Origin of the sequence: Stappia indica, from assembly GCF_009789575.1 — a bacterium.
Classification (GTDB): Bacteria; Pseudomonadota; Alphaproteobacteria; order Rhizobiales; family Stappiaceae; genus Stappia; species Stappia indica_A.
This window is the reverse complement of sequence record NZ_CP046908.1, coordinates 3,569,764-3,586,760: the sequence shown is the minus strand read 5'-3', so window position 1 is coordinate 3,586,760 and position 16,997 is coordinate 3,569,764. Positions and strand designations below refer to the sequence as shown.

At 68.1% G+C, this 16,997-nt stretch carries 13 protein-coding genes; 3 read left to right on the top strand and 10 right to left on the bottom strand.

All coding sequences use genetic code 11. The features are described 5' to 3' along the window. Window positions 1–103: 103 nt before the first annotated feature. From GH266_RS16760 to glpK, 4 genes are all read right to left on the bottom strand, one after another. Window positions 104–826, bottom strand: coding sequence for a hypothetical protein (locus tag GH266_RS16760; RefSeq protein WP_158194843.1), 723 nt, complete (start codon window positions 824–826; stop codon window positions 104–106). A 142-nt stretch (window positions 827–968) separates the two neighbouring features. After that, window positions 969–1,883, bottom strand: coding sequence for a DMT family transporter (locus GH266_RS16755; RefSeq protein WP_158194842.1), 915 nt, complete (start codon window positions 1,881–1,883; stop codon window positions 969–971). Beyond that, entirely contained in the window at window positions 1,880–2,818 is a 939-nt protein-coding gene (locus GH266_RS16750; protein ID WP_158194841.1) for a bifunctional helix-turn-helix transcriptional regulator/GNAT family N-acetyltransferase, read from the bottom strand. The genes GH266_RS16755 and GH266_RS16750 overlap by 4 nt, the downstream gene beginning before the upstream one ends. 168 nt (window positions 2,819–2,986) lie before the next feature. Beyond that, complete coding sequence (glpK, locus tag GH266_RS16745) at window positions 2,987–4,483, bottom strand: glycerol kinase GlpK (protein WP_158194840.1); 1,497 nt, start codon at window positions 4,481–4,483, stop codon at window positions 2,987–2,989. A 215-nt stretch (window positions 4,484–4,698) separates the two neighbouring features. Here glpK and GH266_RS16740 point away from each other — a divergent pair, with 215 nt between their 5' ends. Next, window positions 4,699–5,895: an MFS transporter gene (locus GH266_RS16740; RefSeq protein ID WP_158194839.1), complete on the top strand. Its 1,197-nt coding sequence runs from the start codon at window positions 4,699–4,701 to the stop codon at window positions 5,893–5,895. A gap of 139 nt (window positions 5,896–6,034) precedes the next feature. Here GH266_RS16740 and GH266_RS16735 read toward each other — a convergent pair whose 3' ends face one another. Beyond that, entirely contained in the window at window positions 6,035–6,235 is a 201-nt protein-coding gene (locus tag GH266_RS16735; RefSeq protein ID WP_158194838.1) for a cold-shock protein, read from the bottom strand. Window positions 6,236–6,669: 434 nt separating this feature from the next. Here GH266_RS16735 and GH266_RS16730 point away from each other — a divergent pair, with 434 nt between their 5' ends. Continuing rightward, window positions 6,670–8,277: a B12-binding domain-containing radical SAM protein gene (locus tag GH266_RS16730; protein ID WP_158194837.1), complete on the top strand. Its 1,608-nt coding sequence runs from the start codon at window positions 6,670–6,672 to the stop codon at window positions 8,275–8,277. 18 nt (window positions 8,278–8,295) lie between these two features. On the opposite strand, the gene lepA is transcribed toward GH266_RS16730, so the two are convergent. From lepA to GH266_RS16710, 4 genes are all read right to left on the bottom strand, one after another. Continuing rightward, window positions 8,296–10,101, bottom strand: a complete 1,806-nt coding sequence (gene lepA, locus GH266_RS16725; protein WP_158194836.1) for a translation elongation factor 4 — start codon at window positions 10,099–10,101, stop codon at window positions 8,296–8,298. A 123-nt stretch (window positions 10,102–10,224) separates the two neighbouring features. After that, window positions 10,225–11,367, bottom strand: a complete 1,143-nt coding sequence (mepA, locus tag GH266_RS16720; RefSeq protein ID WP_342354277.1) for a penicillin-insensitive murein endopeptidase — start codon at window positions 11,365–11,367, stop codon at window positions 10,225–10,227. A 259-nt stretch (window positions 11,368–11,626) separates the two neighbouring features. Then, window positions 11,627–12,664 (bottom strand): patatin-like phospholipase family protein, encoded by a 1,038-nt coding sequence (locus GH266_RS16715; RefSeq protein WP_158194835.1) that lies wholly within the window; start codon window positions 12,662–12,664, stop codon window positions 11,627–11,629. 172 nt (window positions 12,665–12,836) lie between these two features. Then, window positions 12,837–13,649 (bottom strand): alpha/beta hydrolase, encoded by an 813-nt coding sequence (locus GH266_RS16710; RefSeq protein WP_158194834.1) that lies wholly within the window; start codon window positions 13,647–13,649, stop codon window positions 12,837–12,839. Window positions 13,650–13,767: 118 nt separating this feature from the next. Between GH266_RS16710 and GH266_RS16705 the strand changes: the two genes are divergently transcribed. Next, the gene (locus GH266_RS16705; protein ID WP_158194833.1) at window positions 13,768–14,940 is read left to right on the top strand and encodes a glycosyltransferase family 4 protein; all 1,173 of its coding nucleotides are present in this window, start codon (window positions 13,768–13,770) and stop codon (window positions 14,938–14,940) included. A gap of 30 nt (window positions 14,941–14,970) precedes the next feature. On the opposite strand, the gene GH266_RS16700 is transcribed toward GH266_RS16705, so the two are convergent. After that, window positions 14,971–16,947 (bottom strand): methyl-accepting chemotaxis protein, encoded by a 1,977-nt coding sequence (locus GH266_RS16700; RefSeq protein WP_158194832.1) that lies wholly within the window; start codon window positions 16,945–16,947, stop codon window positions 14,971–14,973. Between the last annotated feature and the right edge of the window lie 50 nt (window positions 16,948–16,997).

Sequence of the window (16,997 nt, the reverse complement as noted above, 5' to 3'; positions counted from 1 at the left end):
CCGGCAACCGGGCCGAAAGACCAAACAAACGGCAGGCCTTCACAATCCCGCCAGCAGCCAGTGCCGGCATCGCCAGCCCGCAGAAGCCTCCTTGCCCCCAAGGTCACGCACCGGATTCGTGCGTCTTTCCCTCATGCCAGGGACCGTGGACGCTCCCGACAAGGCAGGTCGTCTTGCACTTGGTGCGGCAGCGCTTGCCGGAGTTTCTGACGATCCCGGCGCGCGCCAGCAGCGATGGGCGGAAGGTCCAGGACGTATCGAGATCCTGACCGCGGTCGCGCAGAGGTAGCCATTCGGGTGCCAGAATCTGGCGGCGATCGGCCTCGTCGGTGCGCTCAACGTGGATCCGCAACGGCCAGGAGCGCAACCCGCCCTGCGCAAGGCAGAGGCCGAAGCGCCCTGCCTGCCCCGCGTCTTCCAGCAATCGCCCGATCCTCTCCATCACGGTGGCAGCCCGCGACAGGTCCGCCTCGCTGAGCCCGTGGCCGGCGAAGGAAAGCGGCAACCAGCGGCCGTCCAGGAACCGCCAGGACGTGGGCAACCCGCCGCGGGCCGCCACAGAGGCCTGCGAACAGACACCGGTCGACAGCGTGTTGGCGCGCCGGTCGTAGCTCTCCCAGACCACTTCGCCGGACCCAAGCGTGAAGTGGACGTGCAACAGGCAGACGCCGAACGTGTCGTCGAAGCCGGTTTCTATCAGGGTGTCGGCGATAGCCGAGAACAGCGGCGCATCGCCCATCTCGTCGAAGCGCTCGACATCGTCGACATAGGGAAGTCCAACATACGGAAGAGGCATCAACGGCAAGGAATGGCTGATTGCGGACATGGATCGTCTCCAGAAAATACATATGATTAAACACTTTAGGCCTCTGCACGCGGCATGGCCGGAATGTATTCAAACCCTATCTGGACTATTTTGCAATCTTATGGAGAAAAAACTCTACGTAATGCACTTTATAGGGGCATCCTTACCCGCCTCCGCCTCCCGCCGGCAGCGGCGACATCTTGCGCCCGCGACGCTGCGCGAAGGCGGTCGCGGCGAGGCTGCCGATGACCAGCACCATCGCCACGGCCAGCGTCACTGTCGGCGCCGTGCCCAGGAACAGCACCGACAGGATCACCGCCGTCACCGGGCTGAGCCCGAGGAAAGCCGTCACCACCGCGGCCTGCAGCCGGCTCAGCGCATAGAGCCAGAGCAGGAAACCGACACCGCTCGACAGGCCGACGAAGCCGACCAGCACCAGCGTCTGCCGCGACCAGGCGGCCATCGGCAGGCCCTGCCCCTCGACAAGAGCCATGACACCGAGCGGCAGCAGCGAGGCAAGCATGGCGATGACGCTGACCTTGGCGACACCGCAGCGCTGCAGATACGGCCGGTAGAGATGGGAGCACAGCGCGCCGGTGAGCGTCGCCAGCACCGCGCAGCCGACGCCGATCCAGTCGGAGGCGGACATGCGCCCGGTCAGAGCCTCACCCGCCAGCAGGAAGACGACGCCGACGACCGACAGCACGATGGAGGCAAGTTCCAGCGGCGAGACACGTCCGGCTGCAAAGCGCAGGCCGAGCGCCAGCGTGACGATGGGCAACGTCGCGAAGACCAGCGCAACGCGCGGCGAGCCTGTATGCAGCACGGCGACATTGAGCAGCGCGACCAGCACGCCGAACTGGCCGATGCCGATCAGGGCGACGGGGAGCATGTCGCGCCGCGAGACCGGCGTGCCGGACGAGAGGACCGCGACCGGCACGAGGATCAGCAGCGCGACGGCGTAGCGCAGGAAACCCAGCCGCCCCGCCCCGACCTCCGCGACCACCGCCTCGCTCGCCACCAGGGTCGCGCCGACCTGCAGGCCGGTGAAGATCGAGGCCAGGACCGGCCCGTTCACAGGTTGCGTCCCCAGATCTGGCCGACAAGGTCCTGGCCGAAGCTGCGGTGGCGCTCCTCTTCCAGCAGCTCGAACCCTGCCGCCTCGTAGATACGCCGGGCGGAGACGAGAATGTCGTTGGTCCACAACACCATGCGCCGGTAGCCGGCGCCACGGGCAAAGCGCAGGCACTCGTCGACGAGCGCGCGGCCGAGCCCGCGCCCGCGCGCAGCCGGATCGACATAGAGCATGCGCAGCTTGGCGACCTCGTCGTCCTGGCGCACGACGAAGACGGAGCCGACGACCTCGCCCTCCATCTCGGCGATCCAGCAGCGCTCGCGCGCCGGATCGAACTCAGCGACGAACTTGCCGGCGATCTCTGCAACCAGCCCCTCGAAGGTCCAGTCGAAGCCGTACTCCTGTGCGTAGAGCGCCGCCTGACGGTGGATCACCCAGCCGAGATCGCCCGGGCGCGGGTCCCGCAGGATGAAGGTGCGCGTGTCGGGCGTGTCGCCGAGAAGCCGGCGAATGCGCGTCATGGCCCCGGTGAGCTGGCTGCGCTCGTCCTGCGACAGCGGCGCCAGCAGCGCGGCGACCTCGCGTGCCGAAGCCTCGTTCAGCCCGGCGAAGACCTCCCGGCCCCGCTCGCTCAGGGCCAGCGCCAGCCGCTTGGCGTTTTCCGGTGACGGCGTGCGGACCAGAAGCCCGTCGCTTTCCAGGCCCGACAGCAGCCGGCTGAGATAGCCGGCATCCATCTGCAGCACGTCGCCGAGGTCTCGTGCCGACGGCGGTGCATCGGGCCGGGCGTTGGCGAGCTCGTAGAGAATGCGCACCTGGGCGAGCGTATAGTCGGTGGCAAGCATGCGCTCGTTCAGCGCACCGACCAGCCGTGTGTGGAAGCGATTGAACTGACGGACGGCGGCAACGTCCTCGTCATGCACCGACGATCCCGGCATGTTGCCGATCTCCTGACCATGTTGCTTTCGTCAAGATATCTTGCCTGCCGATGACGTCAACGGAAATGACGAGGATGGACCTGGCCAAAACGAAAAGAGCGCGGCCCCTTTTCGGGATCGCGCTCTCCTTTCACATCGCCCTGAACGGCTGAGCCGCCTTCGGGCCCGTCAGGCGCTGCGGGTCCTGCGAACCGCGTCCTGCCATCCGGCGTAAAGTGCTGCCCGCTCGCTCTCCGCCATGTGCGGCTCGAAGCGACGATCGAGGTGCCAGGAGCCGGAGAACTCGTCCATGCCGGGCCACACGCCCGCCTTGTAGCCGGCGAGCCAGGCCGCGCCGAGGGCGGTCGTCTCCAGCACCTGCGGCCGGTCGACCGGCGCGGCAAGCAGATCGGAGAGGAACTGCATCGTCCAGTCCGAGGCCGTCATGCCGCCGTCGACGCGCAGCACGATGTCGTCGGTGTCCATGTCCGCCGCATCGGCCCGCATCGCCTCGATCAGGTCGAGGGTCTGGTAACCGACGCTTTCCAGCGCCGCGCGGCAGAAGTCGGCCGGTCCGCTCGCCCGGGTCAGGCCGAAGATCGCCCCGCGCGCATCCGGATCCCAGTACGGCGCGCCCAGGCCGACAAAGGCCGGCACGAGGTAGAGACGGTTTTCCGGGTCGGAGGCTTCGGCGAGCTTTTGGCTTTCGGCCGCCGTGCCGATGATGCCGAGCCCGTCGCGCAGCCACTGCACGGCGCTGCCGGCGACGAAGATCGAGCCTTCCAGCGCATAGGTTGTCCGCCCGTCGAGGCGATAGGCGATGGTCGACAGCAGCCGGTTCTGCGAGGCGACGCGGGTCTCGCCGGTGTTGAGCAGCGCGAAGCAACCCGTGCCGTAGGTCGACTTCACCATGCCGGGGCTGAAGCAGGCCTGGCCGACGGTTGCCGCCTGCTGGTCGCCGGCAACGCCGAGGATCGGCAGCTGCGCGCCGAAATGCTCCGGGTCGACCGTTCCGAACGCGTCGGCGCTGTCCTTCACCTCCGGCAGCATCGACATCGGCACGCCGAGCAGGCCGCAAAGCTCCTCGTCCCAGCGGTTCTCGTCGATGTTGTAGAGCAGCGTGCGCGACGCGTTGGTGGCGTCCGTCACATGCGCCCGGCCGCCGGTGAGCTTCCAGATCAGCCAGCTGTCGACCGTGCCGAACAGCAGCTCGCCGCTTTCCGCCCGCTCCCGCGCGCCCTCCACATTGTCGAGGATCCAGGCGAGCTTGGTGCCGGAGAAATAGGGATCGAGCAGCAGGCCGGTCTTGCGGGTGAACAGGTCCTCGTGCCCCTCGCGCTTCAGCGCGGCGCAGAAGTCCGCCGTACGGCGATCCTGCCAGACAATGGCGCGGCACACCGCCTCGCCCGTCTTGCGGCTCCACACCAGCGTCGTCTCGCGCTGGTTGGTGATGCCGATGCCGGCGATGGACGATGCGCCGCCCTCGATGCCGGCCAGCGCCTCGCGGCAGACGGCAAGCGTCGATGTCCAAAGGTCCTCCGGCTCGTGCTCGACCCAGCCGGAATGAGGGAAATGCTGGGCGAATTCCTGCTGCCCGACGGCAACCGACCGGAATGCGCCATCGAAGACAATCGCCCGGCTCGATGTGGTGCCCTGGTCGATCGCGAGTATGTATGCGCCGCTCACCCGTTTCCTCCGAATATTCGCTTTCTTTCCTTATTGCCCAAATCCACACTCAAACGAAACAAAAAACCAGACGATTGAACAGAGGCTTTTCGGGCGCGCTCGCAAGCGCGCAAGCAATCGGAGAGAATCGACGCCGGCATTGGCCGCTGATACTCTCGCCAGACTGCCTTCCCGCCGGATCGCCGGCAAGCCTCCCGACCGGCCGCCGCTCCGCCATGCTCCCTGCGCCCAAGACCCGCTCGCTTTCCCTGCTGGCCCTTGCCGTCATCGCCGCGCTGTCGCTGTGGTTCGTCTCCGCCGCGATCCTCCCCGAAATGCTGGCCGAGCGGCCGATCACCCCGGTGCGCCAGGCGCTGCTGTCGAGCGCCGTCCAGATCGGGTTCGTGATCGGCGCTCTCGCCTCCGCCATTCTCGGCCTGCCGGACCGGCTGCATCCCGGCCGGCTCTTCGCCGCCTGTGCCGCGCTTGCGGCCCTGGTCAACGCGGCACTGTTGATCCTGCCCATCGGCGGCACGGGAGCGATCCTGGTGCGGGTCGCAACCGGCGCCCTGCTTGCCGGCGTCTATCCGGTCGGCATGAAGATCGCGGTCGGCTGGGGCTTGAGGGATCGCGGATTTCTCGTCGGCCTGCTGGTCGGCGCGGTGACGCTCGGCTCGGCCCTGCCGCATGTGATCGCGCTCGGCGGCGGCGCCGACTGGCGGGCGACCGTGCTCATCGCCTCCGCCGCCTCGCTCATTGCCGCCATCCTTGCGCTCGCCGTCCGCCTCGGGCCGTATCACGCAAGTTCGCCGCGCTTCGATCCGGCGGTGATCCGCCGCGCCTGGACCGACCGGCGCATCCGCCTCGCCTATGCCGGCTATTTCGGCCACATGTGGGAGCTCTACGCCATGTGGACCTGGGCCGGGGTGGCCATGGCCGCCGCCTTCGTGCCGGTCCTGGGCGAAAGCGAGGGTCTGGCGCTTGCCCGCATCGTCACCTTCGCCGCCATCGCGCTCGGAGGGCTCGGCTGCATCGCCGGCGGCTGGTTCGCCGACCGCATCGGCAAGGACACGGTGGCGATCATCGCGCTCGCGGTCAGTTTCGCCAGCGCAATTGCCGCAGCCCTGTGCTTCGGTGGTCCGGTCTGGCTGCTGGCCGCGATCTTCCTGCTGTGGGGCGCCTCGATCGTGCCGGACTCGCCGCAGTTTTCGGCGCTCGTCGCCGACTTTGCCCCGCCGGAGCAGGCCGGCAGCCTGATGACGCTGCAGACGGCCATCGGTTTCGCACTGACCTTCGTTACGGTGCAGGCCGCCCCGGTCGTCGCAGAACTGGCCGGCTGGCCGGTGCTGCTGGCCCTGCTGGCGCTCGGTCCCGCCGCAGGCCTCATCGCCATGGCGCGGCTGTGGCGTCTGTCGCGCCGTACCGGGGCCTGAGGCAGCATCCCTTGCCTGGGAAACGCACATGCCCGGGAAACGCAAAAAGCGCCGTGCCTTGTCCGGGCATCGGCGCTTCGCGCATCACGCAAGCCTTGCGTGAAAGGTCGGCTTCGGCCGGGTCGTCCCGGCCGGCGCGTTACAGGACGCGCAGGTTTTCGGCGACCGTGTGGCCGCGCAGATAGGCGAGGTCGTAGACCACCAGCTGGCCTTCGCTCAGGCTCGGAACGCCCGACTTGCGCAGCGTCGCCATGTCCACGTGGACGTAGTCGCCGTCGTTCGGCTCGATCTCGCCGATACCGGCCTTGATGTCGAACCACTTCACATTACCAAGTTCCATAGTCAGTCTCTTTCTTATCGTTCTTGTTTTCTTTGCACCGTCAGGTGCCGTGCCTCGCGCTCGCATTCGCCATCGCGAAGTGCCGGGCTGCGAAAGGTTCATCGCGGTGCGGAACGTATCGCACCGACGCATGACGAATTGCGCCAAAGTCGTTTCGGGTCGTTTTTCGAAAACGCCCTACCCTCCTTATGCAATGAGAGGGTGACAGGCTTGCGACACCGTTCGGCGCGCGTGATCGTCAATCAATCATGAACAGGCACTGTTAACAAATGGTGAGCGAATTCTATTTTGCAAGGGGCCTGCAGCCGGCGCCCTGCCCGGGGAGGGGAAGTCAGAGTTGAACCCTGCAGCGGCTTGCAACCAGCCGCCCCCAAATGCGCCAAGTCTGCTACCATCATCGCACGCTGGCTCCTCGATCCGCCGAAAGGCCTGTGATGCTGCATTCGACCGTCAACGTCCTGCTGCTCTACCCGCGCTTTCAGGCCGGTTCTTTCTGGAACTATCAGGAAACCTGCGCCCTGATCGGCGCCAAATACCCGGCACCGCCCCTCGGCCTGATCACCGTCGCGGCGATGTTGCCGGAGGGCTGGGAGCCACGGCTGATCGACCGCAATACGACCGAGCTGCGGGACGAGGAACTGGCCTGGGCCGACGTCGTCTTCACCGGCGGCATGCTGCCGCAGCAGTCCGATACGCTGGCGATCATCGCCCTGTGCCAGGACGCGGGCATTCCCGCCGTGGTCGGCGGCCCGGACGTGACCTCGAGCCCGGAGCATTACGCGCAGGCGGACTTCCGGGTCATCGGCGAGGCCGAGGGCATCTTCGGCGCCTTCCTCGAGGCGTTCGAGCGCGGCGAGCGGCGCGGCACCTTCGAGGCCGAGAAGTTCAAGGCCGACGTCACCACCACGCCGGTCCCGCGCTTCGACCTGCTGAACTTTTCCGACTATGCGCAGGTCAACGTGCAGTTCTCGCGCGGATGCCCCTTCACCTGCGAATTCTGCGACATCATCGAGCTCTACGGCCGCAAGCCGCGCACCAAGGGCAGCGCGCAGATCCTGGCCGAGCTGCAGGCTCTCTACGATCTCGGCTATCGCGGCCATGTCGATTTCGTCGACGACAACCTGATCGGCAACAAGAAGGCGGTGAAGGCGTTCCTGCCGGACCTCATCGCCTGGCAGAAGGCCCATGGGCGCCCCTTCGAGCTGTCCACCGAGGCCTCGCTCAACCTGGCGGACGATACCGACCTGCTGGAGATGATGCGCCAGGCCGGGTTCTTCGTCGTCTTCGTCGGCATCGAGAGCCCGGACCCGGACGTGCTGGTCGCCACCCGCAAGAAGCAGAACACCCGGCGCGACATCGCAGCCAGCGTGCACAAGATCTACGAGGCAGGCATCTTCGTCATCGGCGGGTTCATCGTCGGCTTCGACGAAGAGAGCGACCGCGTGGCGGATGAGATAGCCAACCTCATCGAAGAGGCCGCCATTCCCGTTGCGATGACGGGCCTGCTCTACGCCCTGCCCAACACCCAGCTCACCCGGCGGCTTGCGGCGCAGGGCCGGCTGCATGCCGAGTTCGACATGGCCGATCCCGATCATGAACAGGGCGACCAGTGCACGGCCGGGCTCAATTTCGAGACGCTGCGCCCGCGCGCGCGGATCCTTGCCGACTACCGGACCGTGATCGAGCGGATCTACTCACCCGAGGCCTATTTCGACCGGCTGCGCAAGATGGTCTCGCTGCTCGACATGAACGGGCCCAACGGCGACGTGCTCAACGCGCGGCTTTCGAGCGACGTGAAGAAGCTGGGCCGGCTCGTCTGGTCGATAACCCGGCACAAGCCCGAGCATCGCGGCCACCTGTGGCGCATGATCGCCTTCACGCTGCGGCACAATCCACGGGCGCTCAATCCGATGCTGCACATGGTGGCGCTCTACGTGCACCTCGGCCCGTTCTCGCGCTTCGTTCTGCAACGCATCGACACGCAGATCGCCGAGATCGAAGCCGGAAACTGGCAGCCCCCGGCCCTCGTCGCCGCAGAGTAGGCGGCGACAAAGCCCGGATCAGGAATCCATCTTCAGGGCCTTGATGAAGGCTTCCTGCGGGATCTCCACCTTGCCGAACTGACGCATGCGCTTCTTGCCTTCCTTCTGCTTTTCCAGAAGCTTGCGCTTGCGCGTCGCGTCGCCGCCATAGCACTTGGCGGTCACGTCCTTGCGAAGGGCCGCGATGGTCTCGCGGGCGATGACCCGGGCGCCGATGGCCGCCTGGATCGGGATCTTGAACATGTGCCGCGGGATCAGGTCCTTGAGCTTCTCGCACATGGCGCGGCCGCGCCGCTCGGCCTGCGAGCGGTGAACCAGCGTCGAAAGCGCGTCGACCGGCTCGGCATTGACCAGGATCGACATGCGCACGAGGTCGCCCTCGCGGTAGTCGGTGATCTGGTAGTCGAAGGAGGCGTAGCCCTTGGAGATCGACTTCAGCCGATCGTAGAAGTCGAACACCACCTCGTTCAGCGGCAGGTCGTAGGTGACCATGGCACGGCTGCCGACATAGTTGAGGTCGACCTGCACGCCGCGCCGCTCCTGGCAGAGCGTCAGGATCGCGCCGAGATACTCGTCCGGCGTCATGATCGTGGCACGGATCCACGGCTCCTCGATGATGTCGATCTTCACCGGATCCGGCATGTCGGCCGGGTTGTGCAGCTCCTTCAGCGTGCCGTCGGTCAGGTGCATGCGGTAGACGACCGAAGGCGCGGTGGCGATCAGGTCGAGATCGAACTCGCGCTCGAGGCGCTCCTGGACGATTTCCAGATGCAAGAGGCCGAGGAAGCCGCAGCGAAAGCCGAAGCCGAGCGCCGCCGAGGTCTCCATCTCAAAGGAGAAGCTGGCATCGTTCAGCCGCAGCTTGCCCATTGCCGCGCGCAGGTCCTCGAAGTCGTTGGCATCGACCGGGAAGAGACCGCAGAACACCACCGGCTGGGCCGGCTTGAAGCCGGGCAGGGCCTGCGCGCAGGGCTTGCGGTCGTCGGTGATCGTATCGCCGACGCGCGTGTCCGCCACTTCCTTGATCGAGGCGGTGATGACGCCGATCTCGCCGGGGCCGAGACCCTCGACCGACAGGAACTTCGGCGTCATGACGCCGACCCGGTCGATCTCGTAGGCCGCGCCCGTGCCCATCATCTTGACCTTCTGGCCCTTCTTCATCGAGCCGTCGATGATGCGCACCAGCACCATGACGCCGAGATAGGCGTCGTACCAGCTGTCGACCAGCAGCGCCTTCAGCGGAGCGCCGGGATCTCCCTCCGGGGCCGGCAGGCGGTTGACGATCGCCTCCAGCACGTTCTCGACGCCAAGGCCCGTCTTGGCCGAGATCATAACCGCGTCGGACGCGTCGAGACCGATCACGTCCTCGATCTGCTCCTTGACGCGCTCGGGCTCGGCCGCCGGCAGGTCGACCTTGTTGAGCACCGGCACGATCTCGTGATCGTTGTCGATGGCCTGGTAGACGTTGGCAAGCGTCTGCGCCTCGACGCCCTGGCTGGCGTCGACGACGAGCAGCGATCCCTCGCAGGCGGCCAGCGAACGCGAGACCTCATAGGCGAAGTCGACGTGACCCGGCGTGTCGATGAGGTTCAGCTTGTACTGCTTGCCGTCCTTGGCGTTGTAGATCAGGCGCACGGTCTGCGCCTTGATGGTAATGCCGCGCTCGCGCTCGATGTCCATCGAATCGAGCACCTGCTCCTTCATCTCGCGCACGGTCAGCGTGCCCGTCATCTGGATCAGACGGTCGGCCAGCGTCGACTTGCCGTGGTCGATATGCGCCACGATGGAAAAGTTGCGGATGTCGGAGATTTTCTGCGTGCTCATGCGCGCCCATTTACCATCGCCGGATGCGACGGCAAAGCGGATTGCGCGGCGCATCATCGAAAAAGACGGGAACCACTCCCCACCGCGACGGACAAGATGCCGAGGAGCGGCACGCGGGACCTCCTACCGCGCCACCAGAACCTCGGTGCAGGCCTGAGGCAGGGCCGCCAGCGTCATCTGCTTCTTCTTCGCGGGCGCTGCCGGCTTGTCGGTCTTCTTCGGCTTTTTCGGCACCCAGGGCTCGTCGGACAGCCACCAGGCCAGTTCCTGGCCGCAGCCGTCGCCCGGCGGCGGTGCGTCCTGGTCCTTGCAGCCGACGCTCCCCTCAGGACAGGCGATGCGCACATGGAAGTGGTAGTGGTGGCCCCACCAGGGCCGGACCTTGCGCAGCCAGCCGCGCTCGCCGGTCTCGAAGCGGCACAGCGCCTGCTTGATGCCGGGATGGACGAAGATGCGCGAAACGCGCGGGTCCTGGGCGGCACGGCGGATCAGCCGGGCGCGCGATGCGCTCCATTTCGCCGGATCGACGCCGCGGTCGGCACCCGGCAGCTCGGACGAGCCCTTCAGCATCGAGATCGCCGACATGGTCTCGCGCTCCTCGCGCGACAGCGTGCGGTCCGGCATCGGCGTCAGCCAGATATCGGCATCGAGACCGACCTGGTGGCTGGAATGGCCGGAGGTCATCGGCCCGCCGCGCGGCTGGGCGAGATCGCCGACGAGCAAGCCGTTCCAGCCGAGCGCGGGCGCGTCACTGGCCAGGCGCTGCAACGTGTCGACAAGCTGCGGATGACCCCAGTTGCGGTTGCGCGACAGGCGCATGACCTGCCAGGCCGGCCCGTCGACGGCGAGCGCCGTCGCCCCGGCAAGGCAGCCCTTGGCATAGGAGCCGATGGACCGGGCGGCGAGCGGTGCAGGCGACCGCATGGCGCCGAAAAGATCCTTGGCGACCGCATTCGGCCGCACGGCGGACGGTGAAAGCCCGGAGGGAGCGGAGGCCAGCTCGACGGGTACGGCGGCCACGATAACGGGGCGCTCCGCCGGGGCCGGACGCGGCAGGGGCGCAGCAGCGAAGCTGGAATAGACCTCGCCGGAAGGCGCTGCCGCGACCTCGCCCCGCGCGTCGACGAGATCGCCGATATCGGTCGACGGCAGGACGCGCGTCGTGGTCACGCGCCGCTCCTCCAGGCGCGACATCGCCTCGGCGGCGATCAGGCTCGCCGGCTTCTCGCGCGGCAGCGGCGCAGCGCCCGCGGACGCGGGCGCCATGACGGCAAGGCCGGCAATGCAGGCAGTGGCCAGGAGAGCAAGCAGAAGCGGGCGCCGTTCGCGGCACGGCACGGCGCCGCGGGATCGGCCGCTCGGGGACATGGCTGAGGCACGCATTCGCGACATGGCCGGCTCCTTTCGTTCCGCGCTGGCCCTTCCCGCCGACGCAGTGCGCCGAGGGTCACACCCAGTGTCGCGCCGGAGCGTTTACGGACGGTTAACCATAAATCGAAAAAGGCGCGGCGTCAGACGGCGCTCGCTATTCGGGCCACTCGCTCATCTCCTGCGCGAGACGGTCGAGCAGCCGGGTGTTGTCGCGGATGATGCGATCGGCCACGCCGTTCAGCTCGATGATGTTGCCCGGACGGGTGTTGTCGATCGCCTCCGCCCCGGCCGGCAGGTCGCCGTCGAGGCGCACCACCTCGCCGATACCGGCGGCCGGCAACAGGCGCTCGGCCTGATAAGCGGCGGTGGTCGACTGGCCATGGGCAAGGACGGAAAGGAGCGGCACGCCGTTTGCCGGCAGCAGCCAGCCGAGCGGCCCCCAGGACGCGGCCTCGCGGAAAGTCCAGGTGCGGCGGATGTCGGCACCGGTGCCGAGCGACACGATGGTGATCTCCTCCGGCTTCCAGCCCATCTTCATCGCCTCCAGCCAGACCGCCAAAACCGGGTTGTTCATGACGACGCCGCCGTCGATCAGCACCCGTTCGTCGCCATGGGTCAGGTTTTCCGTGCGCATCGGCTCGAAATAGGCCGGCGCCGCCGTCGTCGCGCGCACCGCCTGCCAGAAATAGTAGTCGTCCGGCCGGCTGCCGTCGCTCTGGCGCCCGTTGGTCATAAACACCGCCTCGCGGCGGCCGAGGTCATAGGCCGTCAGCACCACGCGGGTCAGCGCCGACTGCAGCGAAGTCCAGCCGAGCTGTTCCTTGAGGATGCGCTCCAGCGGCCGCTCGTCGTAGCGCTCGTCGAACACCGCCCGCGGGTTGGCGACGAAGCGCTCGAACAGGCTCTTGCGGCGGAAGACCTCGCGCGCCTCCACCTCGAAGAAGCGGCGCAACTCGGAAGTGCCGGCCGCCGGTGCGCCGCTGGTGTCGTCGGGGCGCGGGGCGGCCAGGCCGGCGGCAATCAGCCCGCCGGTGGAACTGCCGCCGATCATGTCGAAATAGCGATGGAGGGGCTGGGTCTTGCCGAGCACGCGCAGCCGCGCCTCCAGCGTCTCGAGGATTCGCAGCGGGATCAGCCCCCGAATACCGCCTCCGTCGATCGCCAGGATGAAACGCCTGCGTGCTGCCGTCATGGATTGCTTGCCTCCGCTTGCTGTCCGCGCGCGCGTTCGCCCGCGGGGACGCTCCCCGGCCGGCTGCGCAGGTCCGATCATGCCTGCCCAAGCCTTTGCGCGAAATAAGACAAACCGATGACCCGCCCTGCAAAAAGAACGGGCAGAAGGACGCAGGCGCTGCCCTGCCGGATCAGCCGGCTTCCGCTTCGGCCTCGGTCGCGCGGACCTCGACGGCGGCAATCAGCCGCTCGATGTCCTGCGGCCGCGACAGCCGGTGGTCGCCGTCCTTGATCAGGGTCAGCACCACATCGTCCAGCGCCAGGCACTCGGTCAGCCGCAGCGCATGGCGCCAGGGCACGGCGTCGTCGCGCTGGCCCTGCAGGATGGTGACCGGGCAGCCGGTCTCGATCAGGCCGGCGAGCAGCAGGTTGTCGCGGCCGTCCTCGATCAGGGCGCGGGTGATCACATAGGGGCTGTCGTCATATTCGGACGGACGCTCGAACCGGCCCTCGCGCAGGATCGTCTCGCGGATCTCGTCGGTGAACTCGTGCTTCCACATCAGCTCTTCGGTGAAGTCCGGCGCCGGCGCGATCAGCACCATGCCGGCGAGCGGCGCGGACGCAACCGGCCGGGCGGCAAGCGCGCGGGCCAGCAGCAGCGCGATCCAGCCGCCCATCGACGAGCCGACGACGATGGTCGGCTCGCGGCAGAAGGCGGCATGGACGGCCAGCGCCTCCTCCGCCCAGCGCGAGATGGTGCCGTCCTCGAACGCGCCGTCCGAGATGCCGTGGCCGGAATAGTCGAGACGCGTCATGGCGCGGCCGGTGGCGCGCGCCCAGGCGGCAAGCTCCTCCGCCTTGGTGCCGGCCATGTCGGACTTGAAGCCGGACAGCCACAGCACGCCGCAGCGCCCCGGCGCGCCCTCCTCTCGCAGCACGGCGATGCGCCGCCTGTCGGCACTGACCTCGATATGGCGCACCTGATCCTGAGCCTGCCCGTCCATCGCTGCCTCCGCTTCCTTGCCCGTTCATCTTGCCTGATTGCCGCCCGATGTGGCACAGGTCGCGAGCCTTGAAAAGTCCGCGCCGGGCTTTCGCTTGCCCCATCCGACAGGAGCCCTCGTGACCCGCCGAACCGTGCTGCAAGTCATTCCGGACCTTCAGACGGGCGGCGCCGAGCGTACCACCGTCGACGTGGCGCGGGCGCTGGTGGCGGCCGGGCACCGGGCCATCGTGGCAAGCCGCGGCGGCCGTCTGGTGGCGGAACTGGAGGCTGTCGGCGGCGAGCATGTGACGCTGCCGGTGGGACGAAAGTCGCCGCTGGGTATCTGGCGCAATGCCGGCGCGCTGACGCGCCTTGCCCGCAAGGAAGGGGTGGACCTGATCCATGCCCGCTCGCGGGCGCCGGCCTGGTCGGCGCTGATCGCCGCACGGCGGCTCGGCCTGCCCTTCGTCACCACCTATCACGGCATCTACAATCAGACCAATGCCTTGAAAGGGCTCTACAATTCGGTGATGGCGCGCGGCGATGCGGTGATCGCCAATTCCCGCTACACGGCCGCGCTGATCGCCGAGCGGCACCCTTTCGCAAAGGACCGCATCACCGTCATCCATCGCGGCTCCGACCTTGCCGCGCTCGACCCGGCGTCCGTTTCGCCCGAGCGCCGGCAGGCCCTCGCCGACGCCTGGGGCCTTCAGGGCGGCGAGCGGGTGATCCTCAACCTTGCCCGCCTCACCCACTGGAAGGGCCAGACGGTGCTGATCGATGCCCTGAACCGGCTGTCGGCTCACGGCCATGCGCCGACCGGCTGGACGGCGATCCTGGCAGGCGATGCCCAGGGGCGGGAGACCTATGCGACGGAACTGAAGACGCGCATCGCCAATGCCGGCCTTTCGGACCGGGTGCAGCTGGTCGGCCACTGCGCCGATGTCGCCGCCGCCCTCGCCCTTGCCGATGTCGCGGTGGTCGCCTCGATCGAGCCGGAAGCCTTCGGCCGGGCCGCCGTCGAGGCGCAGGCCGCCGGCGTGCCGGTGGTCGCGACGAACCTCGGCGCCGTGCCCGAGACGGTGCTGGCGCCGCCCGATGTCGCAGACGATGAGCGCACCGGCTGGCGCGTGCCGGCGAGCGATGCCCCTGCGCTGGCGCTGGCGCTGGCCGAAATGCTCGCGCTCACGCCGCAGGACCGCGCGGCGCTGGCCGCACGGGCGCTCGCCCATGTGCGCCGCGACTTCACCGTCGAGGCGATGTGCGCGGCGACGCTGGCCGTCTACGACAGGCTGGCCAAGACCCGCTGACGCGCAAGCGCCAGCGGGAGAGTGCCTGCGTCAGGCGGCGTTTCGGATATGGGCCAGGAAACGCTCGACCTCGCGGCGCATCTCGTCCGACTGGCCCGACAAGGTCTCGGCAGCAGCCGTCACCGTCGTCACGGCATTGCGGTTCTCGCGCGAGGCGATGCTCACCCCCGAAATACCGTCGGAGACGGCACGGCTGCCCGAGGCGGCCTCGACCACATTGCGCGAAACCTCGCGGGTGGCCGCGCCCTGCTCTTCCATGGCCGCGGCGATTGCCGTGGCGGTGCCGTTGATGTCGGAGACCAGGCGGCCGATCCCGTCGATCGCGGCAACCGCGTTGCGGGTCTCGGCCTGGATCTCGGCGACGAGCCCGGAAATGCCGTCGGTCGCCTTGGCGGTCTCGCCGGCCAGGGCCTTGACCTCGCCCGCCACCACGGCAAAGCCCTTGCCCGCCTCGCCGGCGCGGGCCGACTCGATGCTGGCATTGAGCGCCAGGAGGTTGGTCTGGGCGGCAATGCCGGAAATCAGCGACACGACCTCGCCGATGCGGTTGGCGACGGAGGTGAGCGCTTCCATCTGGCTGCTGGTGCGCAGGATCTCGTCTGCCGCCTGCTGGGTCGAGGTCGACGTGCGCAGGATCTGGGCGCTGATCTCCGAGATCGAGGCGTTCATCTCCTCGGTCGCTGCAGCGACCGTGTGGACATTGGCGGCGGTCTGTTCGGAGGCGGCCGCGACGCTGGCCGAGCGCGTGTCGACGTCTTCCGAAAGCGTGGCCATGGTTTGCGAGGCGCTCGACAGGTCGTGCGAGGCCTGCGTGATCATGCCGACGATGCGGCCGACGCTGTCGTCGAACTCGCGGGCGAGCTGCTCCATCGCAGCGCGCTTTTCGGCCGCGGCACGCTTCTCGTTTTCGGCCTGCTGCGCCTCCAGCTCGCGGTTGCGGATCGCATTGGCGCGGAACACTTCGACCGCACTGGCCATCGCGCCGATTTCGAGGTGCCGCGAGGCATCGGGAATCTCGACCGAGGTGTCGCCGTCGGCGAGCGAGCGCATTGCGCCGGTGAGGCCGATGACCGGGCGGGTGATGCCGCGGCCGAGAACCCAGGCAAGGCCGAGAGCGATGACCAGCGTGGCAACCGCGCTCGCCACGAAGACCGTGGAGACCGTGCTGCGGGTTGCCGCAAGGTCGGCCTCGGCCGCCGCAAGTCCGGCCTCCGCGGCCTGCTCGACGGCCTCCACCTCCGGGGTCAGCCGCCCGAAGATGTCGCTCAGGACGCCGGTTTCGGCATCGATGGTGGCGTCGATCGTCGCGTAGCCCTTGAAGCCGCCGACATAGGCATCCATCAGCCTGGCGATCTCGGCCTGTTCGGCGGCACCGAGGGGCGAGGCGGCAAGCAGCGCGTCGAATTCGGCGCGGCGGGCGTCGACTTCGCCGACATATTTCATGTCGCCGCGCAGCATGAGGTCCTTCTCATGCCGGCGCATCATCAGCATCTTGACCGTCAGCGCGTCCAGATCGGCGGCCTTCAGCCGGGTCTCGACCGCATGGACGGCGGCACGCAGCTCGCCCTGAAGGCCGCTCTTCTCGTCGAAGCCCATGACGCGGTAGGACTCGACGACCTTGGCGAACTGGTCGCGATGGGCCGCGACCTCGCTCCTGACCGTATCGATGCGGGCGCGCACGGGCGCGGCCGCGTCGAGATCGGCCATGGCGCCGAGCTCCGCCAATACCGTTGCGACCGCGGCGCCGTAGCGCTGCGCTTCCGCCTCGTCGCGGCGCAGCAGGAAGTCCTTCTCGCGGCGGCGCATCTGCAGCGTCTCGTTGGCGACGCTGGCGGCCAGCGACTGGAGGGCGCGGTTGTCCGAAAGCCGGTCGAGAGCAGCGCTCATGCCCCGGTCGCCGAGATAATGGGTGAGCGACAGGACGGCGACGGCGATCACGGCAATGGCCGCGAGCACGCCGACCCGGGCGGCCATGGGCACGCCGGAGCGGAAGAACGGGAGGGACACAGCAAAACTCTCCTGAAACGACGGACGACCGGCCGTGGCGCGCGCCTGCA